Source organism: Streptococcus sp. 1449, from assembly GCF_013276805.1.
Lineage (GTDB): Bacteria > Bacillota > Bacilli > Lactobacillales > Streptococcaceae > Streptococcus > Streptococcus pseudopneumoniae.
In genome coordinates this window covers 34287-59872 of record NZ_VMLS01000046.1, presented here as the reverse complement: position 1 = coordinate 59872, position 25586 = coordinate 34287, and the positions used below count along the sequence as shown (strand labels likewise).

Genomic DNA, 25586 nt, shown 5'->3' with positions numbered 1-25586 from the left:
AAATATCAAGAAACTCAGAGACTTTCTCTGGGTCTTGTTCCTTAAAGCTCGTCATCTTTTTTTGAAGTGACCTTCATCTGCTTTAAAGCTGCCCATACTGAAGGGACAGCACAATCAAAATGTGCCGCAATTTCCCGTAAAAAAGCATCTGGATGAGCCTCTACAAAGGATTTCAATTCCTCTAAAGGAATCTTTCGGTTTTTGACGACTCGCTTTTTCCTCTCTAAGTGTCCTTGTTCACGTAAGTTCTTTTCCCACGTGAAGAGAGTTCTGACGCCGACATCAAAAACCTTGGCTGCCTCGACATGGCTGTTCCCCTCTTTGATGTAATCTAATGCTCGCTGTTTAAAATCTGTACTATATGCCATAGCTTTATTATAACATGCTTGTTTGAAACTAAGCAACTATAACTATTTTTTTAAACTCAATAAGTTCTGTACTCTCATTCAAAATTTGCTCGTCAAAAAAAATAATCCATACTAACACTAAGTCTTTTAGCTAGTTGATGCAATAATTCTGAACCTGGAGTATATTCTCCGTTCTCCAAACGACTAATCTGACCTTGCTTACAAATTCCTTCAGCTAACTCTTTCTGAGATAATTTCAATTCTTTTCTTCTGCTCTTAATTCGAGTAGCTAATAAGCTTCCCACACTATTTCCTCCAATCTACTACTGCTAATCATTTTATCACGATTTCTGTAACAATTAAAATACATTTAAATTACTCTAATGGGATGTTGAAGCCTCTCTCTTTACTATCAATTGCAAAATTTATAGTGTTAACTAATTTCTCCAATCTCCTCACTTGATGTTCATACTCGTCTATATATTCATTCATCTGTTTTTGACAATCTTCAATCTCTTTCTCCCCCAATTATTCACACCTAACACAAAAAGCATCCAGAATCGATATGAAACCGAGGATTCTAGGTGCTTTCTCTTTTCACCCATTGGGTGCTGTTTTTACTGGACAAAAGGGAGTTTCTCCTTTATGATATAATCGAAAACAAAATCAAAACAAAGGAAATTCCAATGACCAGTATATAAAATAAATCTACGAAAAACAATACTTTATCACACTTTTCTTTCGATGGTGGAAATCTGACCAATCAAGCTGGTCTTCTGCTCTTCAAAGAACTCTTCACAAAGTTGAATCTAAAAGAAACTATTTCAAAACATCTTGTGAGCGATGATAAACGACGCTATTATCACTATTCGGATGCCGATATTGTCATCCAATTTCTCTTTCAAATCCTTACAGGCTATGACATAGACTATGCCTGTAAGAAATTAAAATCAGATGCTTATTTTCCAAAACTGTTGGAAACTGGACAAGTTGCGTCTCAACCAACCTTGTCTCGCTTTCTGTCACGTTCAACAGAAGCAACTGTTGGGAGCTTGCGAAGACTAAACTTTGAACTGGTTCAACTCTTTTTACAAATGCAAAGCCAACCCAGTCTTATCGTTGATGTGGATTCCACTCATTTTACCACTTATGGGCATCAAGAGGGAGCCGACTATAATGCTCATTATCAGGTGACAGCTTATCATCCCCTTTATGCCTTTGAAAGCCAGACTGGCTATTGTCTGAATGCCCAGTTACGTTCTGGAAATCGCTATTGTTCAGAAGGAGCAGATGCCCTTATTCACCCCATTTTAGAGCAGTTTGACCATCTGATTTTTCGTATGGATAGCGGTTTTGTGAGCCCAAAACTCTATGATTTACTGGAAGATAGAGGTCATGCCTATTTGACCAAACTGAAAAGGAACGCTGTTCTGAGTCGCTTGGGAGATTTAACCTTGCCTTGTTCAGAGGATTTGAGTATTTTACCTCATTCTTCCTATTCAGAGTCCCTTTATAAAGCCGATTCTTGGCGCCAGCCACGTCGTGTTTGCCAATTTTCCCAAAGACAGGAAGGGGAATTGTTCTATGATGTGGTCTCTCTTGTAACCAATTTAAGCAGTGTAGATAGTGAGGAGCTGTTTCAATTCTATCGTGAACGAGGGAATGCTGAAAACTTTATCAAAGAAAGGAAAGCAGGATTCTTTGGGGATAAGACAGATAGTTCGACCATGGTTAAGAATGAAGTACGTATGATGATGGGCTATCTGGCTTATAATCTCTACCTCTTTTTAAAGCAGCTAGCTGGTGATGAAGTAAAGGCCTTGACTATCAAGCGTTTTCGACCTCTCTTCCTTCATATTGCCGAAAATATGTCTCTACTGCTAGACGACATATTCTCAAATTCTCAAGTCTATACGCCTATTCAAAACAGTTTCAAGCCTTATTTGATACAATCTGCCAGATAAATCTGATACTCCCTGTTCCATATAGAGCTAGAGAGCAGGGGAAAACATGCCTAACAGAATAAGTCACCTTATTTTAAAAATCGAGCATCAAACCAAGGGAGGAGTCTGCCCTTTTTTAGGAAAAAATCAAGACAAATCTCCTCAATCATGTCTCGAACATCAGAAATTAAGCAAAATCACCAGAAGGATAGTAGTTTAACTAGCTTTTCTGGTGATTTTCGAAGAGTATTGTTTCTTGCGTCATACTTCAAATAGTCTAGCCACATACATTTGAAGCTGCTACCTCAATACAAACAGTCTTGAGGGTCGCTCTTGGGTTCACCGATAGATAATAGACACGTAGGCCTTGCACATCAGATTTATAGTATATTAAAATAATATATGAACAAATCGATTAGGAAAGGCAAATTAATTTTTATACTCAATGAAAATCAAAGAGCAAACTAGGAAACTAGCCGCAGGCCGTACTTGAGTACGGTAAGGCGACGTTGACGTGGTTTGAAGAGATTTTCGAAGAGTATTAGAAATGTTTTAGTAGCTATGATGTCCTATTCCAGATTCAATCCACTATACGATAGACTCGTCGTATAAAAAAACTGCAATCCACAGATTGCAGCCTTTCTTTATTTTCTGCCTTGATAGCGACTAGTCAGGATGAAAATCACGGTAAAGACCAACATCATGACACCATAAACAGGTAATGTTTGTCCTGTTAAGGTCGAAATTTCAAGTAATTTTTGAATTCTTGGGAAGAGAGCTGTAGCTAGGAAGCCTCCTACTGACCAAACAATCAAGAGGACACGCCAGAGGGTAAATGGCATGCAGGCTCTAAATACAGATAAGAAACCGATAGACCCAAGTAGATAATAGAGGAGGGTTGAGATTTCTAACTCAGACCAACCTTGGCTACTTCCAAACATTTTCACAAAAAGAACGCTGAACACGACCATGAGAGCGCTTGGTAGGGCACGAAGCATGGATCTTCTGAGGAAGTTTGGCTCAACAGGTTTGATATTTCGCTCAAAAGTCAGAACGAATGGTGGGAAACCTTCCACAAACTGGTCAATCATGGTAATCTGGATCGGAATGAAGGGGAAAATCAAAATCCACTCTGACCGACCTAGTAAAGCACTGGCAATACAGATGACTGCTAACAGGAAGGAATAGATGGTCTTTATCAAGAAAATCGGGGCGATATGGGCAATGTTATTGACCACGCGACGACCCTCGAAGAGAATCTCAGGAACATCATTAAAGTCTGAGTTCAAGAGAACCAGATTGGCAATCTGACGGGTTGCTGGATCCCCCTCCGCCATCACGATAGAACAATCCGCCTCACGAAGGGCCAAGATATCATTAACCCCGTCCCCTGTCATAGCCGTTGTATGACCCGCTTTTTTCAACGTTTGGATGATGAGTTTCTTTTGATGAGGGGAAACACGTCCGAAAATAGCTGTCTCCTCCGCCATGGCCATCAATTCCTCATCGATGATTTTCGAACAATCTACATAGCTATGGTAGTCCGCAAAACCAGCCTTCTGGGCAATGCTGGACACCGTAACGGGATTGTCACCAGAGATAATCTTGAGGCCCACTTCCTGAGAACGGAGATAGTCCAGCGTCTCTGCTGCTCCCTCTCGAATAGGGTCCAAGATTTCCAACAAGGCCAGAGCCTGAATATCAGAAGGTTTCTGTGGTTTGTGATGGTCTAATTTCTCCTGACTGAGAGCTAAGACCAAGACACGTGAACCTCTCTCCAAGGCCTCTCTGGCTTCTGGGACTTCAGAGTCCAGCAACATCTCAGGTGCCCCTAAGAAAACTGTCCCCAAACATTCTAACTCCATGGCTCCCCACTTGCGGTCGCTGGAGAAGGGAAGCTTGGAAATCATAGGATAAGTAACTTCTCCCACAAAACGCTGTCGAATGGCTTGGGCAGTTGGATTCTTATCCTCACTATGAGCCATATAGCTGGCCAAGATGCTAGCAAGCGCTGACTCTCCATACTCTTCGGTCAAAGGAAGAACAGCCTCCACCTGCATCTTTCCTTGAGTGATGGTACCCGTCTTGTCCAGACAGAGCATATCCACGCGCGCCAAGGTCTCAACAGAGTACATCTCCTGCACCAAGACCTTTTTCAAGCCCAGCTTAATCACTGCAGCCAAGAGCGAAGTAATGGTCAAAAGGGCAATTCCCTTGGGCAACATTCCCAGAAGTGCTGTCGACGAGTTTACAACGGAAGACTTGAGAGGCAGGCCTTTTAAAAGCAAGGCTTCTAGCAAGAGAGCTAGACCAAAAGGAATGATAATCTTCCCAGTAAAACCAGCTAGCTTGTCCAGCGATTTCATGATACGAGAGTTGATGGGTTTAACGGTCTTGGCTTCCAGCATGAGTTTGGCAGCATAGTTCTCAGATCCAACATGGTGAACTTGAGCTGAAACTGCCCCACTGGCTAAGAAACTTCCTGACAAAAGCAAGGCATCCACTTCCTTTTGTACCAAATCACTTTCCCCCGTCAACATGGCTTCATTGACTTCCGCAAAGCCTTCCAAAACTAAGGCATCACTGGGAATCTGCTCTCCAGCAGACAGACGAATGACATCTCCTAACACCAATTCTTCAGGATTCAGAGCCACTTCTTGGCCATCACGAATAGTCTTGACCTTTTCCTTGGTCATGAGATTGAGCCTGTCCACCATGTGTTTGGCCCGTAGCTCGGTCACAATTCCAGAAAAAGCGTTAAAGCAGATAACAGCAAAGAAGACCAGATTGCTCCAAGCCTGCACAAAGGCAAGGGCCAAAGCAATGGCAAAGTTCAAAGCGTTAAAAAGGGTAAAGACATTTCGTTTGATGATTTGCCAAGTGCTGGTACTGGCCGAAGCAGTAAAATCATTGACCAAGCCCTTAGTCTGTCTTTCCTTGACTTCTCTTTGGGTTAATCCCATAATCTTATTTTTATCCATAAATTCTATCATATCATTTTTTCTAAAAGAATTCTAATCTCATCCCAAATATGCATCTAGTCAAGGGAAAAGTTTGCCAGCCCTCCTTTGATAAGGTATAATAATAACAAGAAAACAATCGAAGGAGATCGCATGTTTTATACTTATTTGCGTGGATTAGTTGTATTGCTCTTATGGTCCATCAATGGCAATGCCCACTATCATAATACTGATAAAATTCCTAATCAAGATGAAAATTATATTTTGGTTGCGCCTCACCGCACTTGGTGGGATCCAGTTTATATGGCCTTTGCGACCAAGCCAAAACAGTTTATCTTTATGGCAAAAAAAGAACTCTTTACCAACCGTATCTTTGGCTGGTGGATTCGTATGTGTGGCGCCTTTCCTATCGACCGTGAAAATCCTAGCGCCTCAGCCATCAAATACCCTATCAATGTTCTCAAAAAAAGTGACCGCTCTCTCATCATGTTTCCAAGTGGGAGCCGTCACTCAAACGATGTCAAGGGGGGCGTAGCTCTGATTGCCAAAATGGCCAAGGTCCGTATCATGCCGGTTACCTACACCGGTCCCATGACTTTGAAGGGCTTGATTAGCCGTGAACGTGTCGATATGAACTTTGGAAATCCAATCGATATCTCAGATATCAAGAAAATGAATGATGAAGGCATTGAAACAGTCGCCAATCGTATTCAAACAGAATTCCAACGTCTGGACGAAGAAACGAAACAATGGCACAATGATAAAAAACCAAATCCACTCTGGTGGTTTATCCGCATTCCTGCCCTCATCCTTGCTATTATCCTCGCTATCCTAACCATCATCTTTAGCTTTATCGCAAGCTTCATCTGGAACCCAGATAAGAAAAGAGAAGAACTTGCATAGAAGAAATGAACCTTGGCCAAACAGCTAAGGTTTTCATTTATATAGTAGATTGAAACTAGAATAGTACACCTCTACTTCTAAAACATTTTTAGAAATCGATTTGACTGTCCTGATCGATTTGTCCTATTCTTATTTCATTTTACTATATTTATAAGAATCTCCTAATCAAATCAAAAGCCACTCTACAATAGAGTAACGTTAAGATTTGTCCATTTATACTCAATGAAAAAGCCCTCTGAAAATCAGAGAGCTGATTTGAGCTCGGGCTAAAATCCTAGTGAAACAAAAAAATCTACACGATCAGAAAAGTCTCTATCGTGCCATTTTCATACATGATGTATAGTCCAAGTAGAATGAATACTAAGGGCACAATGATTCGCTCGTATTTTTCAATTGTCTCGAATAGTAACGGAATAGAGGATAACACCCGACTAATCTCGCAAAAGATAATTATGCCGATTACAAGCACAAGCAAGGCCACGAGGGTCTGTGACCAATCTAACGAAGCAAAATAAGGTATATAGATACCTAAATTATCTCCGCCAGACGCAATTGTCAGCAATGTAACTGTCCAAAACAGTTGATTTGCCTTGCTTTGTTCTAATCTTTCAATAATTTCTTCCTCTTCTTCTTCCGCATCTTCTCCAACAATTGCAAAGCGAATCCCTAAATAGATAGGGATTAAACCAAGCAATCCAACCATCCATTCTTCAGGCACGAAATTAACGACATAAGCAGCAACTAAACTCGCCCCTACAAGTAAGCCTGTGCCTAGATATTGCCCCGCATAAATATGCCATTTCTGTTTATTCTGTGATAGCTGTGCAAATAAAATAATTAAAATAATTAAATAATCGATACTGGTGGAAATATAAACACCAATAGCAGATATGATTGTCTGTCCCATAAAAAAAACCTCCTGTATTAGTCAGTAATAAATCAGCAGATTTTAGGAGAGCACAGACACATTAATTTAGCTATCGCTAGTGGGTAATGTCGAACGTAGGAAAGCATTTTACTCCTCCTCAAAACGTAGTTACAAAGTAATTTCTAACTGGAATTCAGTGACTACTTCCATGTAAAGTATAACATATTATACTTTACTTCGTAAAGTGTGGGCTCTCCGAGGGGGCTTGCAGACACCTACTCGACTTTTCAAGCCGAGTAGCTGCGCACCTTTATGGTGTAATTAGCTGATACCATTTGAGGTTTTTGTAGTCTCCAAAATTGTGACCGATAAAACCTCAATAAAAAAGCCCTCTGAAGTCAGAGAGCTGATTTGAGCCCGGGCTAAAATCTTAGTGGAAAAGATGAAACTCCTTGTGTTCATCGAACACTGTGTCATTTCCCTATTTTCATACGGATTTTTGACACCCTTAGCATCATGATTCTTGCTAGATAAACCGTTTATAGGCTAGGCGACGAGGCGAAGATTGTACGAAACTTTCAGTGAAACAAAAAAAATCTCCCCGAAGGGAGAAAAGCTAGTTTATTTTACCTTACAGTGTTAGGAACCGTAACCGAAGATTATACTTGAGTATAGCGAGGTAAGGTGACAACGCAAAAAAGCTACCCAATTTAGAGTAGCTTTATTATCAAGATATGCTCAATTGAACACGGCCTAAGCACTTGGCAAAAAAGATAAAATCTCCTAGAAACTGAAGTTTCTTCGTCAATTTTCCTATTTTTGCTTTGTGCTTTTGACGGCCTTTGTATCTTGAATTAGCGACGAAGTCCTAGAGAGTTGATCAACTCACGGTAACGGTTAACGTCGTTTTTACGCAAGTATGCAAGCAAGTTACGACGGCGACCGATTTTTTTCATCAGTCCACGGTAAGTAGCGTGGTCTTTTTTGTGTTGTTTGATGTGTTCGTTAAGGTGGTTGATTTCCCAAGTAAGGACAGCAACTTGAACCTCTACTGAACCTGTATCACCTTCGTGACGTGCATATTGTGCAATGATTTCATTTTTTTTCTCTTTTGAGATTGCCATGATGTTTCTCCTTTTTATTTGGCTTCATCCGAGTGACAGGTTGGCATGCCTGTAACCAAGAAGAAGTTATTTGTCTTTACGACAATCCCTATTCTACCAATAACTAACTTCTTTGTCAACAGATTTACTTTCTTGTTTTAAACATGCTATAATAATCATAGCAAGAGATTTAAGTTGTCTGTTTTTTTAAAACGAGCTGATTATCATGCCTAGATTCTATTCCCATCTCCCCCACTATCTGGTCATCTTTTTCTTTTATTGGCCTCTTTATGAATTATTTTCACTGCTCTCATCCGGTCCCAATCTGCTAGGACTCATCTTCTAAATATCTTTATCTTTTCTCCGTTAGTAACCTTCATCGTTTCTCTTCTTTACGGTTACCGCTTCCCTTTTTCCCTTTTGACATTGGATTGCTCTTTTGCTTTACTATCATTTCTTTCCACGATTTTAGCATTGTCTACTTTTTAGCCTATGAAACCTTTGCTCTGGTCGGCATGGCTTCCGGTATTGGTATCAAGCATATTCTGCAAAAATAAAAAACAAAAAACTTTCACAAAATCCTTGAAAAATCTCACAATCATGCTATAATAATCCATAGAGACAAGTCACTTAGTCCCTTTCTACTAGAGAGTGCGTGGTTGCTGAGAACGCATAGAAAGACTATACTGATACTACTCTTGAGTTTTTTATGAAAACATAAAACGGTGGCCACGTTAGAGCCAATCAGAGGTGTCCCTCTCTTTTGAGGTACATAAATGAAGGTGGAACCACGTTGCGACGTCCTTTCGAGGATGTCGCATTTTTTTATTAGGATACTAATTATGGAGTTGCAAGAATTAGTGGAGCGCAGTTGGGCAATCCGACAAGCTTATAACGAACTGGAAGTTAAGCATCATGATTCCAAGTGGACGGTAGAAGAAGACCTCTTGGCTTTATCTAATGATATTGGAAATTTCCAACGACTGGTGATGACAAAACAAGGACGCTACTATGATGAAACACCCTACACACTGGAACAAAAACTTTCAGAAAATATCTGGTGACTATTAGAACTTTCTCAACGTTTGGATATAGATATTCTGACGGAAATGGAAAACTTCCTCTCTGATAAAGAAAAGCAATTGAACGTTAGGACTTGGAAGTAGTCTGCTGATAAAAAATCAATGCTTAGAAACTATGAAATAATAAAAAAGGAGAACATCATGATTAACATTACTTTCCCAGATGGCGCTGTTCGTGAATTCGAATCTGGCGTTACAACTTTTGAAATTGCCCAATCTATCAGCAATTCCCTAGCTAAAAAAGCCTTGGCTGGTAAATTCAACGGCAAACTCATCGACACTACTCGTGCTATCACTGAAGATGGAAGCATCGAAATTGTAACACCTGATCACGAAGATGCCCTTCCAATCTTGCGTCACTCAGCAGCTCACTTGTTCGCCCAAGCAGCTCGTCGTCTTTTCCCAGACATTCACTTGGGAGTTGGTCCAGCCATCGAAGATGGTTTCTACTACGATACTGACAACACAGCTGGTCAAATCTCTAACGAAGACCTTCCTCGTATCGAAGAAGAAATGCAAAAAATCGTCAAAGAAAACTTCCCATCTATTCGTGAAGAAGTGACTAAAGACGAGGCACGTGAAATCTTCAAAAATGACCCTTACAAGTTGGAATTGATTGAAGAACACTCAGAAGACGAAGGCGGTTTGACTATCTATCGTCAGGGTGAATATGTAGACCTCTGCCGTGGACCTCACGTTCCATCAACAGGTCGTATCCAAATCTTCCACCTTCTCCATGTAGCTGGTGCTTACTGGCGTGGAAATAGCGACAACGCTATGATGCAACGTATCTACGGGACAGCTTGGTTTGATAAGAAAGACTTGAAAAACTACCTTCAAATGCGTGAAGAAGCTAAGGAACGTGACCACCGTAAACTTGGTAAAGAGCTTGACCTCTTTATGATTTCACAAGAAGTGGGACAAGGACTTCCATTCTGGTTGCCAAATGGTGCGACTATTCGTCGTGAGTTGGAACGCTACATCGTTGACAAAGAGTTGGCTTCTGGATACCAACACGTTTATACTCCACCACTTGCTTCTGTTGAACTTTACAAGACTTCTGGTCACTGGGATCATTACCAAGAAGACATATTCCCAACTATGGACATGGGTGACGGGGAAGAATTTGTCCTTCGTCCAATGAACTGCCCACACCACATCCAAGTCTTCAAACACCATGTTCACTCTTACCGTGAGTTGCCAATCCGTATCGCTGAAATCGGTATGATGCACCGTTATGAAAAATCTGGTGCCCTCACTGGTCTTCAACGTGTGCGTGAAATGTCTCTCAACGACGGTCACCTTTTCGTTACTCCAGAACAAATCCAAGAAGAATTCCAACGTGCCCTTCAGTTGATTATCGATGTTTATGAAGACTTCAACTTGACTGACTACCGCTTCCGTCTCTCTCTTCGCGACCCTCAAGATACTCACAAGTACTTTGACAACGATGAGATGTGGGAAAATGCCCAAACCATGCTTCGTGCAGCCCTTGATGAAATGGGTGTGGACTACTTTGAAGCCGAAGGCGAAGCAGCCTTCTACGGACCAAAATTGGATATCCAGGTTAAAACTGCTCTTGGAAAAGAAGAAACTCTTTCTACTATCCAACTTGACTTCTTACTTCCAGAACGCTTCGACCTTAAATACATCGGAGCTGATGGCGAAGAACACCGTCCAGTTATGATTCACCGTGGGGTTATCTCAACTATGGAACGCTTCACAGCTATCTTGATTGAGAACTACAAGGGTGCCTTCCCAACATGGCTTGCACCACACCAAGTAACCCTCATCCCAGTATCTAACGAAAAACACGTGGACTACGCTTGGGAAGTGGCCAAGAAACTCCGTGACCGCGGTGTCCGTGCAGACGTAGATGAGCGCAATGAAAAAATGCAGTTCAAGATCCGTGCTTCACAAACCAGCAAGATTCCTTACCAATTGATTGTTGGAGACAAGGAAATGGAAGACGGAACTGTTAACGTTCGTCGCTATGGCCAAAAAGAAACACAAACTGTCTCAGTTGATGATTTTGTTGGAGCTATCCTAGCTGATATAGCCAACAAATCACGCGTTGAGAAATAAGAACCTAGCATAAAAGCCTCCAGTCCGGAGGCTTTTTCGTCTATTCTCACTCAAGGACTAGGTTCACTTGAGCAAACTGAATCCGCGCTATCGTTCCTTTTCCGACCTCAGACTCGATACGAATCTCGTGCCCCAGTTCTTCAGAAATTTTCTTAGATAGGTAAAGGCCAAGGCCAGATGACTGCTGGGTTAGGCGTCCATTATATCCTGAAAATCCACGTTCAAAGACTCGGAGGACATCACTGTTTTTTATCCCGATTCCCGTATCCTTGATACAAAGCTCTTGCCCCTCCATATAAATCTCCAGACCACCTTCCTTAGTGTACTTGAGACTATTTGAGATAATTTGCTCAATAACCACTAGCAGCCACTTTTTATCCGTCACGATTTCTTTATCAAGGTCATGTAGATTGACATTTAGGCCTTTTTGAATAAAGAAAAGAGCGTATTTACGAATTATTTCCTTGACCAAGTCCTCAATTTGAACCTGCTTTAAGACCAAATCATCATGAAAACTTTCTAAACGCAGGTACTGTAAAACTAAATTGGTATAGGAGTCAATCTTGAAAATTTCCTGTTCTAATTGCTGCTTCAGTTGGCGGTCGACCACTTCTGCAACTAAGAGTTGACTGGCTGCAATGGGGGTCTTAATCTGATGGGCCCACAAGGTATAGTAATCCAGCAAATCCGTCAGTTTTCTTTCTGCGTCAGACCTCTGCTGATAGAGTTCCATCTCACGCGCTTCTAATTTTTCAGCCAAGGCTCTTTCCAAAGGAGACTGAGCTTCCCTCTCCCCATAGAGAATTTCCTGACGATAGACCTGCGTTTCCACCAATATGTCCCAAGTGAAAAATAAGATGGTTACAAAGCAACACAAGAGGAAAAAGTAGAGAAAGTAAGTTCCCAAACTGGCAAATAAAAACTGAAAGAGCAAAATCAGAAATGCTAAAGCAAGCAGATAGACAAACAGACGACTACGGGAGCGCAGATAGGCTAGAAAAAATTGTTTCCAATCAAGCATGCTTCAGTCCGTACCCTATCCCTTTCTTGGTCTCGATAAATCCTACCAAGCCCTGCTCTTCCAATTTTTTACGCAAACGAGCCACATTGACAGAGAGGGTATTATCATCAATGAAAAAGTCACTGTTCCAAAGTTCCCGCATGAGGTCGTCACGCGCTACAATATTGCCTGCATGCTCAAATAACACGCGTAAAATCTGGAATTCGTTCTTGGTCAAATTCAAGACTTGCCCTTGATAATGTAAATCCATGGATTTGGTATTGAGGATAACACCAGCATATTCCAGTAAACTCTCGTCACGCCCGAACTCATAGGAACGACGCAGCAAGCCCTGAACCTTGGCTAAAAGAACCTGCTGGTCAAAAGGTTTGGTCACAAAGTCATCCGCCCCCATATTGATTGCCATGACAATATCCATAGCCTGGTCTCTCGAAGACAGAAACATGATGGGAACCTTGGAAATCTTACGAATTTCCTGACACCAGTGATAGCCATTAAACAAAGGCAGCCCAATATCCATGAGGACCAGATGAGGTTCCGACTGAACAAATAGACTCAAAACTTCCATAAAGTCTTCTACCAAAACCACTTCAAATCCCCATTCAGAGAGCATTTTCCCGACCTGTTGACGAATAACCTGATCATCTTCTACTAGTAAAATCTTGTGCATGCGCTCCTCCTTTTCTATTATTATAACAGATTTTTCCATGCTCGAAGGTCTGAAACTGAATTTGAAATAGCTTGTTTTTAACCAGCAGAGACAGGCAATCCTACTAGCTAATTTGAGGGAAATTTGATAAGATAAATAAAAAGAAAGGAGCACTTATGACCAATATTTTTGACTACCTGAAAGTTGTCGCATATGATTCCTTTTACGACCTACCTTTAAATGAATTAGACATTCTAACCTTAACAGAAACCACCTACCTTCCCTTTGATAATCTAGTCTCCTCAACTCCTCAGCGACTTTTAGATTTGGCACCTCAGGTTCCAAGAGAGTCCAGCATGTTGACCAGTAAAAATCGTCTCCAATTATTGGATGAATTAGCTCGACACAAGCGCTTCAAAAATTGCAAACTCTCCCATTTTATCAACGACATCGACCCTGAATTGCAAAAGCAATTTGCGGCTATGACCTACCGCCTCACTCTCGATACCTATCTGATTGTCTTTCGTGGGACTGATGACAGTATCATTGGCTGGAAGGAAGATTTCCACATGACCTATATGAAGGAAATTCCTGCTCAAAAGCACGCCCTATGCTATTTAGAGAACTTTTTTGTCCACCACCCTAGGAAAAAAGTCATTCTAGCTGGGCATTCCAAGGGAGGAAATCTAGCTATCTATGCTGCTAGTCAAATTGAGCAAAGCTTGCAAAATCAGATTACCGAAGTCTATACATTTGATGCACCTGGTCTCCATCAAGAATTGACACAGACCGAAGGTTATCAAAGGATAATGGATAGAACCAAGGTCTTCATTCCACAAGGTTCCATTATCGGTAGGATGCTGGAAATTCCTGCCCACCAAATCATCGTTCATAGCACTGCCTTGGGTGGCATCGCCCAGCACGATACCTTTAGTTGGCAGATTGAGGACAAGCACTTCGTCCAACTGGATAAGACCAATAGTGATAGTCAACAGGTAGACACAACCTTTAAAGAATGGGTAGCGACAGTCCCTGATGAAGAACTTCAGCTCTACTTCGACCTCTTCTTTGGCACCATTCTAGCTGCTGGAATTAGCTCCATCAATGACCTGTCTTCCTTTAAGGCTATTGAACACATTCATCATCTCTTTGTCCAAGCTCAATCCCTCACTCCAGAAGAAAGGGAAACCATGGGACGCCTTACCCAATTATTGATTGATACCCGTTACCAAGCCTGGAAGAATAGATAAAAAGCTTATGAAAAGGTAATACTCTTCGAAAATCTCTTCAAACCATGTCAGCGTCGCCTTACCGTATATATGTTACTGACTTCGTCAGTTTCATCTACAACCTCAAAGCAGTGCTTTGAGCAACCTGCGGCTAGCTTCCTAGTTTGCTTTTTGATTTTCATTGAGTATAAAAACCTTCTCATAAGCTTTTCTTGTTTTAAAGAAAAAATCAATCCTTCATCTGACTCTCTGCATCGGCCACGACTTGTTCTAGGCTGGTCTGACCAAGTTCAGCCTCCATAGCTCGCTGGATTCTCTCCAATTTTTGATCCAAAACCTCATGAATATGAGCTCCGACTGGGCAATTTGGATTTGGATTGTCATGGAAACTAAAGAGTTGGCCTGTCTTACCAAGACACTCCACCGCCTGATAAACATCTAAAAGACTAATGTCTTTGAGATCCTTGACAATCTCTGTCCCCCCTGTTCCACGCGCGACTGAAATCAGCTCTGCCTTCTTCAACTGGGACAAGGTTTTTCTGATAATGACAGGATTGACCCCGACACTAGCAGCTAAAAAATCACTGGTCACCTTGCTTTCCTTCCCCTTGAGGGCAATGATTATCAGCATATGAGTCGCAATGGTAAATCTACTTGGAATTTGCATGCTCTTCTCCTTTTTACGAGACATCCCTGCCTCTACTCTTCTTTTTCTTTTATTATACCCTTTTTAGTTGTAATGTCAATCATTACCACCTTTCAACCAGGCATCTAACTCCCTATCGTATCCCTCTTTCTGGGCCAATTCTCTCAGAAATTCCTGATTATGAGTATGATGGATACCATTGACCAGACTTTCATAATAAACCTCAAAATAGGGAAGTTTCAGGTCTTTAGCCCGCTGCAATTCAGCTGCCACATCGTAGTCTACCCGTCGGAAGTTCATATCTACCAAGCCCTTGTCATCAAACTCCAAAATCATATACTGGGCCCGCAAGTCCTTCCGCAACTGAGCATCTAGAAAGAAAGGCTGCCCAATCGAACCCGGATTAACAATCAATTGCCCACCAGTACCGTAACGAAGCAACTGCTGGTGAATATGACCATAAACAGCAATATCACAAGGTGGATTGGTCACCAAGCGGTCAAAATCCTCTTGCGCTCCAGTATGAATCAACTCACGCCCCCAATTCTTATCAGGTAGATGATGGCTAATTCCCACCGTCAAAGCCCCAAACTGACGATGAAGCTGGAGTGGTTGATTGTGGAGCAATTCGATTTCTTCTAGGGAAATTTCCTCTAAAACATATTGGCACTGGCGCAAGAGATAGCGTTGACTGGGACGAGTACTATCCAATTCCTTGCGGACACCATGCCAAAGACTGTCTTCCCAGTTTCCCAAAACTCTAGCTGTAATCGGTAGTTGAGCCAACAAGTCCAAAATCCTTCTACGCCCTGTCCCTGGCATGAGAATGTCTCCCAAAAGCCAGTATTCATCCACTCCTAGCTGCCGAGCATCTGCCAAAACAGCCTCTAAAGCAGTGGTATTTCCATGAATATCTGAAAGAAGAGCTATTTTCGTCATATCCATCTCCTCGTTTTTTCTCTTGCAATAAGTATAACATAAAAAGTCACAGCTAGAGAAATCTAGCTTTTTTTGATATACTAGATAAAGATATTAGACAAGAGGAAACGAATGACCCCAAATAAAGAAGATTATCTAAAATGTATTTATGAAATTGGCATAGACCTGTATAAAATCACCAACAAGGAAATTGCTGCCCGCATGCAAGTCTCTCCCCCTGCCGTAACTGAAATGATCAAACGGATGAAGAGTGAAAACCTCATCCTAAAGGACAAGGAATGTGGCTATCTACTGACTGACCTCGGCCTCAAACTGGTCTCTGAGCTCTATCGTAAGCACCGCTTGATTGAAGTTTTTCTAGTTCATCATTTAGACTATACAAGTGACCAGATTCACGAGGAAGCTGAGGTCTTGGAACACACTGTCTCTGACCTGTTCGTGGAAAGACTAGATAAACTGCTAGGTTTCCCTAAAACCTGCCCCCACGGAGGAACTATTCCTGCCAAGGGAGAACTCCTCGTTGAAATCAATAACCTGCCACTAGCTGACATCAAGGAAGCTGGCGCCTACCGCCTGACTCGGGTGCACGATAGCTTTGACATTCTCAGTTATTTGGATAAGCACTCACTTCACATCGGTGATTCGCTCCAAGTCAAGCAGTTTGATGGCTTCAGCAACACCTTCACTATCCTTAATAAAAACAATGATTTACAAGTGAATATGGACATTGCCAAACAACTCTATGTCGAGAAAATCAACTAATTTCTCAAGTACCCCAACCAACCCTGAAAGTTTGATTTTCAGGGTTTTCTTATCTATTTTGTATATCAAAAACGATAGTAAGCGCTTCCATAATCCAACTAAATATTGTATAATAATTATATAAACTATTCCGTCACTAACAGAGGAAAAAAGGAGGTTTTATCATGAAAAACATCATATACATCAAAACCATTCAACTCCTTGTCATTGATGGAATCATGCTGGCATTTTTGACATTTAAAGAAGGGCTTACTTGGGATTGGATTTTAATTTATAGCGGTTGGCTCATTTTCTTTCATCCTGTGCTATTGACCTATCTTTCTAACCAGCTTTGTGACCACTTTAGTCAACTCTATTCCCAGATTAGACCGAGATTCTGGCGATTTGCCTTACAAATCCTCCTATGGGATAGCCTGATGATTCTCTCCTTGATATGTTTAAGTGGTACCCCACTTTTCCTTCAGGGGACTCTCCTCATCCTAGGACATCTCATCCCTTCCTATCGCACCTGCCAAATCCTGAAACAAGACTTTCCCCAAGCCTATCAAGCACCGATTTCTTTTGGAGTATTTTATGATAGATGAGAAAAACCAAGCCGGCTGGGCTTGATCTTTCTTATCTATTTTTAGTATCTAGGATAATGGTAACTGGCCCATCATTGACCAGCTCAACCTGCATATCCGCTCCAAAGATACCTATCTGAACAGGCACTTCTTGCGCTAGTTTTTGGTTGAAAACATCATAGAAGTCTGATGCCATATCAGGTTTGGCTGCTTCTGTAAAGGCTGGACGATTGCCTTTCTTGGTATCCGCAAAGAGGGTAAACTGGGAAATAGAAAGGATTTCTCCTTCAATATCTTTGACAGATAGGTTCATCCTGCCTTCTGCATCTGAAAAAATCCGAATATTGACCAGTTTTCTCACAGCATAGTCCAAATCTTCCTCTTGGTCCTCTGGTCCAACACCAACCAGCAATAAGAGCCCCTGATTGATTTTTCCCTGAACCTGACCTTCGATACTGACTTGGGCTTTTTTAACACGTTGGATAATGATTTTCATAATAGCCTTTCTAGTAAGAACTCAGACAATTAACCGTTGGTTCGTTTGACAGAGTAAACTTCTGGCACACTCTTAATCTTGTCCACAACCGTAGTCAGCGTCGAGAGGTTGGTAATGCCAAAGGACACATGGATATTGGCAAATTTCATATCCTTGGTTGGTTGGGCATTGACTGTTGAAATATTCTTGGTTGTGTTTGAGAGAACTTGCAGTACATCGTTCAACAATCCTGTACGGTTGAGGCCATAAATATCAATATGAGCCATATACTCTTTATTTGAGCTAGAGTACTGACCTTCCCACTCCACATCAAGGAGACGTTGCTCGTAGTTTTCTTGGGCGCGCAGGTTCATACAGTCCACACGGTGAATAGCCACACCACGACCCTTGGTAATGTAGCCGACAATATCATCACCAGGCACGGGGTTACAACACTTGGCAATCCGCACTAGGAGACCAGAAGCACCTTCAATGACCACACCACCTTCATGCTTGACCTTGAGGGTTTCTTTATTTTCAACCTTGACCTCGCCACCTTTGACAAGTTCTTCTGCCTCAGCCTTGGCCTTGGCACGTTCTTCTTCACGACGTTCCTTTTCAGTCAGACGATTAAAGACAGTAATAGCACCGATTTCCCCAAAACCAATGGCCGCAAAGAGGGAGTCTTCTGTCTTGTAGCTGGTCTTTTGCAGGACTTGGTCCATATGACGCTTGTCCATAAATTTATTGGCCACATAACCATTTTCTTGGAACTGGGTCATCAACATTTCACGACCCTTATTAACAGATAATTCCTTATCTTGGTTTTTAAAAAACTGACGAATCTTGTTGCGCGCCTTGCTGGTCTTGACCATATTGAGCCAGTCGCGGCTAGGTCCAAAGGAGTTGGGGTTGGTGACAATTTCAACCTGATCCCCTGTTTTGAGCTTGGTTGTCAGTGGAACCATACGGCCGTTGACCTTGGCACCAGTCGCTTTTTCACCGACTTTAGTATGGATTTCATAAGCAAAGTCAATAGGTCCTGAATCTTTTGGAAGAGAACGGACAGCTCCATCTGGTGTAAAGACGTAAATCTCCTCAGCCAGATAGTTTTCCTTAACAGAGTCCACAAATTCCTTGGCATCATCAGCCTGATCTTGAAGCTCCATCATCTCCTTGATCCAGTTCATCCCAATAGCAGACTCCTTGCTGTTAACCTGCCCCTTAACGCCTTTCTTATAAGCCCAGTGAGCCGCAACCCCGTACTCAGCCACCTCGTGCATGGCCTTGGTCCGAATTTGGAATTCAATCGGCCCTTTTGGCCCATAGACAGTCGTATGGATAGACTGGTAACCATTTGCCTTGCGGTTAGCGATGTAGTCCTTAAAGCGACCAGGCATGGGTTTCCAAAGCTCATGCACATAACCAAGCATGGCATAAACATCACTTTGGGTATCCAAAATACAACGAATGGCAATCAGGTCATAGATTTCCTCAAACCGTTTTCTCTTGTCCTGCATTTTGCGGAAAATTGAGTAAATATGCTTGGGACGACCATAAATCTTCCCTTTCAAGTGACGATCTATCGTATACTCCTCTAATTTTGTGACTACCTCATCCACCAAGGCTTCACGCTCTCTGCGCTTTTCCTTCATCATATTGGTAATCTTGTAAAACTCTGTCGGGTTGAGATAACGGAAAGACAGGTCTTCCAATTCCCATTTGACACTGGAAATCCCCAAACGGTGAGCAAGTGGGGCATAGATTTCCATAGTTTCTTTGGAAATGCGCTCCTGCTTGTCTTTTCGAAGATGTTTCAGGGTTCGCATATTGTGCAAGCGGTCAGACAGTTTGACCAAGATAACGCGGATGTCCTCAGACATGGCCATGAGCATCTTGCGATGATTTTCAGCCAACTGCTCTTCGTGAGACTTGTACTCGACCTTGCCAAGCTTGGTGACTCCGTCAACAATCACGCGCACATCGGGACCAAACTCTCTTTCCAAATCGTCCAAGGTCGCATCTGTATCTTCCACCACATCATGCAAGAAACCACAAGCTACCGTTACAGCATCCAGCTTGAGTTTGGCTAGAATACCTGCCACTTGAATAGGGTGAATGATATAAGGCTCGCCTGATTTGCGGTATTGACCACTATGACAATCCACCGCATAGACCAAGGCCTTATGGACAAAATGGACATCCTCTTCCGTTAAATATTCTTTGGTTAAAGCGACAACTTCTTCGCCTGTTAAATTCACTTCTTTTGGCATCTCTACTCTCCAATTCTTCCTACCATTTTATCACTTTTTTAAGAATATGAAAACTAGATTGGAACAGAATAAGAAAAAAATAATTCAGAATTGCTTGATAATTCTGAATTATTGGTCCATAATATACTACGAAGTTAGATTTTAAACTTAGGTGATAGAAGGAGAGATAGAAGAACGGAAACCATATTGTAACCCAAAGACTTTTTGACTTCCCCAATTTCCCTGAAGATACGAAAGATAAACGTATCACATACACTGGTACCTTGACTGGATTTTGGAATTAATACTCAATGAAAATCAAAGAGCAAACTAGGAAACTAGCCGCAGGTTGCTCAAAGCACCGCTTTGAGGTTGTAAATAGAACTGACGAAGTCAGCTCAAAACACTGTTTTGAGGTTGTGGATAGAACTGACGAAGTCAGCTCAAAACACCGTTTTGAGGTTGCAGATAGAACTGACGAAGTCAGTAACCATATATACGGCAAGGTGACGCTGACGTAGTTTGAAGAGATTTTCGAAGAGTATAAAAATCCTCAAGATACTTTCTTCTATCCTTTAGTTTATAAGGAGAACACCTATGAAAAAAGCTGCTATTTCTATCTTTGCTCTCCTAGTGTTAGGAGTTAGCTGCCTGTTTCTATTCAGCCAGCAAAGTTATAAAAAAACAGTCGTTCAATACTATGCTAACGACCAGAACCTGCCCAATAGGATAACGTATAGTGAATATAGCGACAAATGAGAAGCCAACTACGGTGGCACTCTAAACATCACATCTATCAAACAAGCTAGTGACGGAGTTTATGCAACCTATGAAGGGCAATTGACACCTTTCCAATAGTGATAAATTGAGAACCAGCCTGTCTTCATCTAGTCATGCTGGTTTTTAAGTTCATTCTAAATCCTTACCTATTCTCCCTAACTGTGCTATACTTAATTTAGTACATTCTTTGAGATTGGAGATAAAATGAAAATCCATAAAACTGTGAATCCTGTTGCCTATGAAAATACCTATTTCCTAGAGGGCGAAAAGCACCTTATCGTGGTAGATCCTGGTAGCCATTGGGAAGGCATTCGTCAGACAATCGAGAACCTCAACAAACCTATCTGCGCTATTCTCTTGACCCACGCCCATTATGACCATATCATGAGTCTGGACTTGGTTCGCGAGACTTTTGGCAATCCTCCTGTCTATATCGCAGAGAGTGAAGCCAGCTGGCTCTACACTCCTGCCGATAATCTCTCTGGTCTCCCTCGTCACGATGATATGGCAGATGTGGTCACAAAACCTGCAGAACACACTTTTATCTTTCACGAAGAATACCAACTAGAGGAATTTCGTTTCACTGTCTTGCCAACACCAGGACACTCTATCGGTGGTGTTTCTATCGTCTTCCCTAATGCTCACCTAGTCTTGACAGGAGATGCTTTGTTCCGTGAAACCATCGGACGAACGGATCTTCCGACTGGTAGTACAGAGCAACTCCTTCATAGTATCCAGACCCAACTCTTCACCCTACCAAACTACGATGTCTATCCAGGACATGGTTCAGCTACTACTATCGCTCACGAAAAAACCTTCAATCCTTTTTTCTAGCAAGATGATGACAGATGATGACAATCGATAGCACAATTTAATACTCAATGAAAATCAAAGAGCAAACTAGGAAACTAGCCGCAGGTTGCTCAAAGCACAGCTTTGAGGTTGCAGATANNGTAACATATACATACGGCAAGGCGAAGCTGACGTGGTTTGAAGAGATTTTCGAAGAGTATTAGAATTATAAAAAACGCATAATATCAGATGTAGAAAATTTGATATTATGCGTTTTATCATGAAAAGATTTTCTAAATCATCTCCTCAAATTGATTTTTTCACAGTCTAAAATAATTGATAGATAAACTATGAATTGGAGTTATTCTGACTCCTTACGAAAGCTAAATAATCCAGCAGTTAGAGTTAACATTCCAAATAGGGTAGCGAGAATTGAGTGATTTTCTCCAGTATTTGGCAAAGTCTTAGCTACTTGTTTCGAAATAGTTTCAGTCTTAGTTGCTAACGACTCAGCTTGAGTTTTTGTACTACTTGCGTCATTTCCTTTTTGTTCAGTATTACTACTATTTACAACTGGAACAGGAGTTGTACTACCTCCGTTATCACGGCTTGCGGCAACTTTGAAAGTCATAGCATAGATACTAAAGTGATTGGTTTCAAAAGTAACCTTATCTGTATCTTGTTTGAACTTCAATGCCTGTAAAGTACCATCTGGAGCAACATAGTAAACATTTTCAACTGGCTTATCGGCAGAAAGACTTACTAGAACCATGCCATTTGGCTGGATAGCTTTACCATTCGCGTCATACAGATGAATGTCAAAGGCCTTGTAGTCTTTTGATTCAAGTGAAGTCGGCTTGGTTTCTTCTACCTTGATATAGCTGACATTTTTGAGTGTTGCTTCTGAACCATGCACTTGAACGCTTCCAGCTTTGTTCGAAAGAACACGAGTATTGTTTGAGATGGCTGGATTAAGCGTAGGCGTTACGGGAGTTGTCGGTGTTATTGGAGCAACTGGATTCACAGGTTGTTCAGTTGGTTTCTCTGGCTTAGCAGGTTGTGGTTGATCTGGAACAGCTGGTGCAACTGGTTTTGGTGTGTCAGGAACTACAGGTTTCTCACTTGGCTTCTCAGTTGGTTTCACTGGCTTAGCAGGTTGTGGTTGATCAACTGGAACAGTAGGAACACTTGGTTGCTTGTCTGGCTTAGGTTGTTCACTTGGCTTAACTTCAGGTTTTACTTGCTCAGCTGGTTTTTCAGCAGGGTTCTTAAACAAGAAAACGTAAGTATCGTAGGTTTCACCAAATAGATTGTATGAATGAGTTTTAGTTTTCTCATCATAGCGATTTGTTTCTTCACTTGGGAATCCTGGATAATAGAGTTCTTCCAGTTTTCTATCCTTAGTTAATGTATAAACCTGAATATCTTCTTTCTTCTCTTTTGATTTGATAGTTAAAGAGATGCCACCACCTTGGAGAGTTCGATTTGTTCCGTAAGTTGGATTTCCATTTTTATTAGGAACTTCATAGAAGATTGTATAAGCTTCGTAGTTCATTCCTTCCAACTCTGGAACTTTTACTCGAACAAGAGCAGGTTTAAACCTACTGTCCATATCTCCAAATCCGCTACCTTTAAATTTTATCTCTTTACCGTTTTCGAACATCGGATTATTGAAATTCGAATTAAAAGTATTTACTTTTATATGAGAGCCTGCATGAAGCAGGTCTGGTTCAGCTGTCCACCAACCGTAAGATGTTTTTTCTACATTTTCAGTAGGAAGGGGAGCAGCAAGGTCGTTTGTTGTTAGAGTAGGACGACCTGTTCCATTATTAAACCAACGTTTTGGCTGGTCGTTGCGATAAGGAATCTTTGGCAATCCAGTATTTTCGGCTGGTTCCACTGGTTTAGCAGGTTGTGGTTGTTCTGCAGGTTTAACCTCTGGTTGAGGGGTTTCTGCTGGTTTTGTAGCCGGAACGGGTGTTTCAGCAGGTTTATTTTCAACCGGCTTGTTCTCAACTGGTTTCGGTTGCTCAGTTGGCTTAACTGTTTCCGCTGGTTTCGGAGTTACAGCAGGTTTTTCCGTTTCCACTGGTTGCGGATCTTTAGGAGTTGGTTTTTCTTCTACTGGTTTATTTTTAGTGTAAATAAAATAGTAGCGGAAAAGATTATCTCCTTTACCATTTTTGTAACCAGAACCACGCAAAGCATAGGCTGCATCATAACTAACTCTAACAACTTTTGGATCTGGGTTGATATCTGGATGGTCTGTGGTTGATTTTACAACGTGGCTAAAAGTGTAGCCGGGAATTCTTGCTGCTGTTATTATTCCATCTGCACTATCTTTGTCATGTACATTCCATGTAGAGCTAACTTCTGCTTGTTTTGGACTATCAATTCTTGATTCAGTAGTGTATCCATGTTTTTGGACAAGATCAGCATCTAAGAAATCTGCTTGGATTTCATATTTTCGAACGCTTATATCTGAGAATGCTGGCACGGCTCCAGGTTTTTCTGGGATTAGTCTATGGATCAGTTCATCCATATCAACTCCGTCAGCAGCCCAAAGCTTCTCATTAGCCTCAGCTATCAGTTTATTGTACTCTTCTTGAGTCTTAGCTGCTCCTTTCTTATAGGCTAAATCCTCTGCTACCATCTTCTTCATCTCTTTAGAATCTGTTATAGGTTGTTCTGGCTCAGGTGTTATGATTGGTAGACCTGGCTCGGGTAGCTGATTAGTTGGATCGACGTTGTATTTTTTCTGTATCTCAGCATTTTTCTTGTCCTGTTCGATAGCTTCATCTGTTCCGTTCGCAAGAATATTGCCCTCGGTCGAAGGTTTTTCGACAGGCGCGGGCTCTTCTACCGGCTTTTCAGCAGGTTTCGAAACTCCTACGTTCGGTTTTGGCTTTGGTTTAGCGATTGGGTCGAGCATACTGAAATCAACCCAGCTACCATTAGGTTTTGGTGCGGGTGTTGGTTGAGTAGCGTTAGGTTGAGCGGCAGCGTTTGGCTGTGGCGCAACGTTTTCCTCGGCACGCACCAAAGTTGATGCGGCAGCGCTAAGAGCAACAGTAGAGAAGGTGATGACACCTAGTTTAGTTAGTTTATTCATAATTTTTCCTCCTTGGGAATGTAAAATTGCCTTTTTAGGCTTATAAAATAACAAAATCAACTTCCTTTCAAGACCACAAAAGCAAAATTTTGAGCCAACTCATTCTCTAAACATTTAATGTTCTTGATAGAAGCCTTAAATGAACCTTTATCCATTAACTGAACAATACAGCTATTACACTATTACATATCTTAATAATTTTTAAATTTTTTGTTACCATAAGCTCGCTAACTACTTTAGAGATAGGGAACTAAGTGTATCGCGTAACGACCGTTAAACGATACACAAAAAATACCAGTCTAATACAGGTTAAAAACACTGTTAAACTCGTATTTTTTAAATATTCATATTGTTGTTTTGACTGTTTCATCAAACGGTCGTTAATCGAAACAAATTTACAGCTTCATTCTACCATTTTTCCCTATTTTTAGCAATGATTTTCCGTTTTTTTTTGACAATTGTTCGCCACTTTATTGCGTTCTAACACTTTATATAGGGTTGATGTAGAAATTTGTTCAGCTTTTGCAATATTACGTATGCTTATATTTGAATGTAGATATTTGTTAAGTATCCGCTCCTCCTTTTCTTTTGAAATCCGTTTTGCTCCTAATCTAACACCATTTTCCTTAGCTTTTCGAAGTCCTTCTTTTGTGCGAAACCTCAGATTTTCCAGCTCATTTTCTGCCACAAAGCCTAAAATGACGCAAAGTAACCTGCCAATAAGAGAGTCTGTTTCTAGTTTTTCATGCAAACTGACTAGCTGAATATGATATTCATTAAATTGTTCAATAAGTTCTAGTAGCTTAAACATAGATCGAGTCAGTCTATCTAACTTATAGATAGTGAAAGTAACCTGCTTGCCATCTTTCGAAAAGTCAGAGGCCAGTTTTAAGGCTTTTGTAAGTTCAGGACGAGTGTTATTTGCACCAGATTCCTTTTCTATAAAAAGTTTATCGCAATGTTTGAGAGCTTCGATTTGCACTTTCAATCCTAGGTCTTGCTTATGAGTAGATACACGGGCGTAGCCTATGTTGATAGTCTTTTGAGACATAAAAATCCTCCTGTTATCTTGATA

19 protein-coding genes and 4 pseudogenes are annotated in these 25586 nt (G+C 41.3%); 10 read left to right on the top strand and 13 right to left on the bottom strand.

Translation table 11 applies throughout. The features are described 5' to 3' along the window. Positions 1 to 368 (bottom strand): annotated as a pseudogene (locus HT687_RS08710) (IS630 family transposase); the annotation flags it as partial. 92 nt (positions 369 to 460) lie between these two features. After that, positions 461 to 652 carry a helix-turn-helix transcriptional regulator gene (locus HT687_RS08705; RefSeq protein WP_023934097.1) on the bottom strand — a complete coding sequence of 64 codons (192 nt, stop codon included), beginning with the start codon at positions 650 to 652 and terminating at the stop codon, positions 461 to 463. A 381-nt stretch (positions 653 to 1033) separates the two neighbouring features. Here HT687_RS08705 and HT687_RS08695 point away from each other — a divergent pair. Next, a pseudogene (locus HT687_RS08695) lies at positions 1034 to 2373 on the top strand (IS1380 family transposase). Positions 2374 to 2934: 561 nt separating this feature from the next. Here the strand turns inward: HT687_RS08695 and HT687_RS08690 are convergent. Next, positions 2935 to 5271: a cation-translocating P-type ATPase gene (locus tag HT687_RS08690; RefSeq protein ID WP_054393200.1), complete on the bottom strand. Its 2337-nt coding sequence runs from the start codon at positions 5269 to 5271 to the stop codon at positions 2935 to 2937. A 132-nt stretch (positions 5272 to 5403) separates the two neighbouring features. On the opposite strand from HT687_RS08690, the gene HT687_RS08685 reads away from it, so the two are divergent. Next, the gene (locus HT687_RS08685) at positions 5404 to 6153 is read left to right on the top strand and encodes a 1-acyl-sn-glycerol-3-phosphate acyltransferase (RefSeq protein ID WP_054393198.1); all 750 of its coding nucleotides are present in this window, start codon (positions 5404 to 5406) and stop codon (positions 6151 to 6153) included. Positions 6154 to 6445: 292 nt separating this feature from the next. Here the strand turns inward: HT687_RS08685 and HT687_RS08680 are convergent, their stop codons facing one another. After that, positions 6446 to 7060 carry a CadD family cadmium resistance transporter gene (locus HT687_RS08680; protein WP_054393199.1) on the bottom strand — a complete coding sequence of 205 codons (615 nt, stop codon included), beginning with the start codon at positions 7058 to 7060 and terminating at the stop codon, positions 6446 to 6448. A gap of 815 nt (positions 7061 to 7875) precedes the next feature. Continuing rightward, positions 7876 to 8145, bottom strand: a complete 270-nt coding sequence (rpsO, locus tag HT687_RS08675; RefSeq protein ID WP_001018251.1) for a 30S ribosomal protein S15 — start codon at positions 8143 to 8145, stop codon at positions 7876 to 7878. 205 nt (positions 8146 to 8350) lie between these two features. Here rpsO and HT687_RS11990 point away from each other — a divergent pair. The 3 genes and pseudogenes from HT687_RS11990 to thrS all read left to right on the top strand — a co-directional run bounded on the left by HT687_RS11990 (position 8351) and on the right by thrS (position 11291). Next, positions 8351 to 8710 (top strand): annotated as a pseudogene (locus HT687_RS11990) (hypothetical protein). 256 nt (positions 8711 to 8966) lie between these two features. Then, positions 8967 to 9290 (top strand): annotated as a pseudogene (locus tag HT687_RS12375) (MazG-like protein). Positions 9291 to 9347: 57 nt separating this feature from the next. Beyond that, on the top strand, positions 9348 to 11291 hold the full coding sequence (thrS, locus tag HT687_RS08665) for a threonine--tRNA ligase (RefSeq protein ID WP_050261660.1): 1944 nt from the start codon (positions 9348 to 9350) through the stop codon (positions 11289 to 11291). A gap of 46 nt (positions 11292 to 11337) precedes the next feature. On the opposite strand, the gene HT687_RS08660 is transcribed toward thrS, so the two are convergent. Continuing rightward, positions 11338 to 12312: a sensor histidine kinase gene (locus tag HT687_RS08660; protein WP_054393109.1), complete on the bottom strand. Its 975-nt coding sequence runs from the start codon at positions 12310 to 12312 to the stop codon at positions 11338 to 11340. After that, entirely contained in the window at positions 12305 to 12982 is a 678-nt protein-coding gene (locus HT687_RS08655; protein WP_000548991.1) for a response regulator transcription factor, read from the bottom strand. Before HT687_RS08655 ends, HT687_RS08660 begins: the two co-directional genes overlap by 8 nt. A gap of 155 nt (positions 12983 to 13137) precedes the next feature. On the opposite strand from HT687_RS08655, the gene HT687_RS08650 reads away from it, so the two are divergent. Beyond that, positions 13138 to 14211 (top strand): DUF2974 domain-containing protein, encoded by a 1074-nt coding sequence (locus HT687_RS08650; protein WP_000181734.1) that lies wholly within the window; start codon positions 13138 to 13140, stop codon positions 14209 to 14211. 208 nt (positions 14212 to 14419) lie between these two features. Here the strand turns inward: HT687_RS08650 and HT687_RS08645 are convergent, their stop codons facing one another. After that, complete coding sequence (locus HT687_RS08645) at positions 14420 to 14857, bottom strand: Rrf2 family transcriptional regulator (protein WP_001166799.1); 438 nt, start codon at positions 14855 to 14857, stop codon at positions 14420 to 14422. A gap of 75 nt (positions 14858 to 14932) precedes the next feature. Then, entirely contained in the window at positions 14933 to 15775 is an 843-nt protein-coding gene (locus tag HT687_RS08640) for a metallophosphoesterase family protein (RefSeq protein WP_000160952.1), read from the bottom strand. Between the two features lie 111 nt (positions 15776 to 15886). On the opposite strand from HT687_RS08640, the gene HT687_RS08635 reads away from it, so the two are divergent. Both HT687_RS08635 and HT687_RS08630 read left to right on the top strand, forming a co-directional pair. Continuing rightward, complete coding sequence (locus HT687_RS08635) at positions 15887 to 16537, top strand: metal-dependent transcriptional regulator (protein ID WP_000188523.1); 651 nt, start codon at positions 15887 to 15889, stop codon at positions 16535 to 16537. Between the two features lie 164 nt (positions 16538 to 16701). Then, on the top strand, positions 16702 to 17121 hold the full coding sequence (locus HT687_RS08630; RefSeq protein ID WP_000789565.1) for a hypothetical protein: 420 nt from the start codon (positions 16702 to 16704) through the stop codon (positions 17119 to 17121). Between the two features lie 31 nt (positions 17122 to 17152). On the opposite strand, the gene dtd is transcribed toward HT687_RS08630, so the two are convergent. Together dtd and HT687_RS08620 are read right to left on the bottom strand one after the other, a co-directional pair. Further along, positions 17153 to 17596 carry a D-aminoacyl-tRNA deacylase gene (gene dtd, locus HT687_RS08625; protein ID WP_000691416.1) on the bottom strand — a complete coding sequence of 148 codons (444 nt, stop codon included), beginning with the start codon at positions 17594 to 17596 and terminating at the stop codon, positions 17153 to 17155. Positions 17597 to 17625: 29 nt separating this feature from the next. After that, positions 17626 to 19848: a bifunctional (p)ppGpp synthetase/guanosine-3',5'-bis(diphosphate) 3'-pyrophosphohydrolase gene (locus tag HT687_RS08620; RefSeq protein ID WP_050207829.1), complete on the bottom strand. Its 2223-nt coding sequence runs from the start codon at positions 19846 to 19848 to the stop codon at positions 17626 to 17628. Between the two features lie 290 nt (positions 19849 to 20138). Here HT687_RS08620 and HT687_RS11980 point away from each other — a divergent pair, with 290 nt between their 5' ends. Then, on the top strand, positions 20139 to 20348 hold the full coding sequence (locus HT687_RS11980; RefSeq protein ID WP_240152479.1) for a hypothetical protein: 210 nt from the start codon (positions 20139 to 20141) through the stop codon (positions 20346 to 20348). 463 nt (positions 20349 to 20811) lie between these two features. After that, positions 20812 to 21441: an MBL fold metallo-hydrolase gene (locus tag HT687_RS08610; protein ID WP_172924165.1), complete on the top strand. Its 630-nt coding sequence runs from the start codon at positions 20812 to 20814 to the stop codon at positions 21439 to 21441. Between the two features lie 319 nt (positions 21442 to 21760). On the opposite strand, the gene HT687_RS08600 is transcribed toward HT687_RS08610, so the two are convergent. Both HT687_RS08600 and HT687_RS08595 read right to left on the bottom strand, forming a co-directional pair. Then, complete coding sequence (locus tag HT687_RS08600) at positions 21761 to 24511, bottom strand: LPXTG cell wall anchor domain-containing protein (RefSeq protein ID WP_172924164.1); 2751 nt, start codon at positions 24509 to 24511, stop codon at positions 21761 to 21763. A gap of 427 nt (positions 24512 to 24938) precedes the next feature. Then, a complete protein-coding gene (locus HT687_RS08595) occupies positions 24939 to 25562 on the bottom strand; it encodes a recombinase family protein (RefSeq protein WP_172924163.1) in 624 nt (207 codons plus the stop codon). Between the last annotated feature and the right edge of the window lie 24 nt (positions 25563 to 25586).

Coding starts and splice junctions, on each gene's coding strand:
- HT687_RS08690 (WP_054393200.1), bottom strand. CDS start 5,271: ATGGATAAAAATAAGATTATGGGATTAACCCAAAGAGAAGTCAAGGAA.
- HT687_RS08685 (WP_054393198.1), top strand. CDS start 5,404: ATGTTTTATACTTATTTGCGTGGATTAGTTGTATTGCTCTTATGGTCC.
- HT687_RS08680 (WP_054393199.1), bottom strand. CDS start 7,060: ATGGGACAGACAATCATATCTGCTATTGGTGTTTATATTTCCACCAGT.
- rpsO (WP_001018251.1), bottom strand. CDS start 8,145: ATGGCAATCTCAAAAGAGAAAAAAAATGAAATCATTGCACAATATGCA.
- thrS (WP_050261660.1), top strand. CDS start 9,348: ATGATTAACATTACTTTCCCAGATGGCGCTGTTCGTGAATTCGAATCT.
- HT687_RS08660 (WP_054393109.1), bottom strand. CDS start 12,312: ATGCTTGATTGGAAACAATTTTTTCTAGCCTATCTGCGCTCCCGTAGT.
- HT687_RS08655 (WP_000548991.1), bottom strand. CDS start 12,982: ATGCACAAGATTTTACTAGTAGAAGATGATCAGGTTATTCGTCAACAG.
- HT687_RS08650 (WP_000181734.1), top strand. CDS start 13,138: ATGACCAATATTTTTGACTACCTGAAAGTTGTCGCATATGATTCCTTT.
- HT687_RS08645 (WP_001166799.1), bottom strand. CDS start 14,857: ATGCAAATTCCAAGTAGATTTACCATTGCGACTCATATGCTGATAATC.
- HT687_RS08640 (WP_000160952.1), bottom strand. CDS start 15,775: ATGACGAAAATAGCTCTTCTTTCAGATATTCATGGAAATACCACTGCT.
- HT687_RS08635 (WP_000188523.1), top strand. CDS start 15,887: ATGACCCCAAATAAAGAAGATTATCTAAAATGTATTTATGAAATTGGC.
- HT687_RS08630 (WP_000789565.1), top strand. CDS start 16,702: ATGAAAAACATCATATACATCAAAACCATTCAACTCCTTGTCATTGAT.
- dtd (WP_000691416.1), bottom strand. CDS start 17,596: ATGAAAATCATTATCCAACGTGTTAAAAAAGCCCAAGTCAGTATCGAA.
- HT687_RS08620 (WP_050207829.1), bottom strand. CDS start 19,848: ATGCCAAAAGAAGTGAATTTAACAGGCGAAGAAGTTGTCGCTTTAACC.
- HT687_RS11980 (WP_240152479.1), top strand. CDS start 20,139: ATGAAAATCAAAGAGCAAACTAGGAAACTAGCCGCAGGTTGCTCAAAG.
- HT687_RS08610 (WP_172924165.1), top strand. CDS start 20,812: ATGAAAATCCATAAAACTGTGAATCCTGTTGCCTATGAAAATACCTAT.
- HT687_RS08600 (WP_172924164.1), bottom strand. CDS start 24,511: ATGAATAAACTAACTAAACTAGGTGTCATCACCTTCTCTACTGTTGCT.
- HT687_RS08595 (WP_172924163.1), bottom strand. CDS start 25,562: ATGTCTCAAAAGACTATCAACATAGGCTACGCCCGTGTATCTACTCAT.